We start from the raw sequence: 1,959 nt of genomic DNA, 5'->3' as shown, positions 1-1,959 counted from the left end.
GGCAAGACCTACAGCGGCTTCCGCTTCGACCGCAACGGCAAGTCCGAGTATTTCGACGTGAGCGGGCGGCCGCTGAAGAAGAGCTTCATCCGCATGCCGATCCCGTTCGCGCGGTTGAGCTCCAGCTTCGGCGCGCGCAAGCATCCGGTGCTGGGCAAGATGCGCATGCACAAGGGCGTGGACTACGCCGCGCGCACCGGTACCCCGATCATGGCCGCCGGCGATGCACGCGTGCAGTTCGCCGGGGTCCAGAACGGCTACGGCAACGTGGTGATCCTGGACCACGGCCGCGGCCACACCACGCTGTACGGGCACATGTCGCGCTTCGGGTCGATCAAGGTCGGCCAGCGCGTGGCGCAGGGCACGGTGATCGGCTATGTCGGCTCGACCGGCATGGCGACCGGCCCGCATCTGCACTACGAATTCCGCGTCAACGGCGAGCACCGCAATCCGCTGTCGGTGACGATGCCGCCGCCGGAGCCGCTGCGTGGCAGCGAGCTGGCCGCCTTCCGGGCGCAGACCGCGCCGGCGCTGGCGCGCATCCAGGGCATGGAGAAGCTGATCTATGCCGAGGCCAGCCCGGCCCCGCAGGTGGCCCCGGCCGACACCGAGGCGCAGACGCAGACCGCCAGCGTGGCCAAGCCGGCCAGGCGCAACCGCGGCTGATCGCGGCGGCCAGCGCGCGGCCACGTGCGCATTGACGGCGATGACAGGTTGCGCTGAAGCTGGGCGCAACCCGTTTTGACTGCCTGCCATGACCGCTGTCGTTGATCCGCATAGCCCGCTCTTCATTGGCCTGATGTCCGGCACCAGCGCCGATGGCATCGATGCCGCGCTGGTGCAGTTCCCCGCCGAGGGCGGCTGCCGCTTCGTGCACGGCCAGACCCATGCGTGGGATCCGGGGCTGCGTGCGGCGCTGATCGCACTTGGCGAAGGCGGCGATATCGCCTCGCTGGATGCGCTGGGACGGATCGATGCCGAGGTGGGGCTGTGCTTTGCCGAGGCGGCCAATGCACTGCTGCGGCTGAGCGGGGTGGATCGTGCACAGGTGCGCGCGATCGGCTCGCATGGGCAGACCGTGCGCCATCGACCGCTGGCCGATCCGGCGTTCACGATGCAGCTGGGCGATGCCAACCGGATCGCCGAGGGCACCGGGATCACCACCGTCGCCGATTTCCGCCGCCGCGATGTGGCTGCAGGCGGCCATGGGGCGCCGCTGATGCCGGCCTTCCACCTGGCAATGCTGGGCACCACCGATGAGGATCGCGCGGTCCTCAACCTGGGCGGCATCGGCAACCTGACCCTGATTCCCCGCAACGGCGTGCCGCGGGGGTTCGACACCGGGCCGGCCAATGCACTGATGGATGCGTGGTGCCAACGGCACCGGGGCGTGCCGTTCGATGCGGACGGGGCGTTCGCGGCCAGCGGGGCCTTCGACGAGGCGTTGCTGGCGCGCTGGCTGGCCGACCCGTGGTTTGCGTTGCCGCCGCCCAAGAGTACCGGGCGCGAGCAGTTCCACCTGGACTGGGCCGAGCAGGCGCTGGGCGAGGGCGAACTGGCGGCGGCCGATGTGCAGGCGACGCTGATGGAACTCACGGCCGCGACGGTGGCCAACGCGTTGCTGGCGCACCTGCCCGAGGCGAAGCGGGTGCTGGTGTGCGGCGGTGGCGTGCGTAATTCGCAGCTGCTGCGCCGGTTGGCCGCGCGGTTGCCGGGAGTGGTGATCGAATCCAGCGCGGTGCATGGCTTGGACCCGGATTACCTGGAAGCGATGGGCTTTGCGTGGTTGGCGCAGCGGACGCTGGACGGCTTGCCGGGGAATCTGCCGAGCGTGAGCGGGGCGCGGGGACCGCGGATTCTGGGGGCGATACATCCGGCGTAGGGTGAGGCCGAGGCCGAGGGCGGGGGCGGGGGCAATGGCAATGGCAATGGCAACGGCAACGGCAACGGCAACGGCAA

At 70.1% G+C, this 1,959-nt stretch carries 2 protein-coding genes; both read left to right on the top strand.

Annotation, left to right across the window (positions count from 1 at the left end; genetic code table 11):
• Window positions 1–666: M23 family metallopeptidase (locus RTO53_RS19955; protein WP_312239393.1), on the top strand; the 666-nt coding region annotated here is incomplete at its 5' end.
• Between the two features lie 88 nt (window positions 667–754).
• Window positions 755–1,882, top strand: coding sequence for an anhydro-N-acetylmuramic acid kinase (locus RTO53_RS19950; protein ID WP_312239392.1), 1,128 nt, complete (start codon window positions 755–757; stop codon window positions 1,880–1,882).
• The last annotated feature ends 77 nt before the right edge of the window (window positions 1,883–1,959 follow it).

Origin of the sequence: Stenotrophomonas sp. (genome assembly GCF_031995405.1) — a bacterium.
In the GTDB taxonomy this organism is placed as follows: domain Bacteria; phylum Pseudomonadota; class Gammaproteobacteria; order Xanthomonadales; family Xanthomonadaceae; genus Stenotrophomonas.
This window is presented reverse-complemented; position numbering and strand designations above follow the sequence as displayed.

Excerpts from the sequence above, each read along its gene's own strand:
- RTO53_RS19950 (WP_312239392.1), top strand. The coding sequence starts at position 755 with ATGACCGCTGTCGTTGATCCGCATAGCCCGCTCTTCATTGGCCTGATG.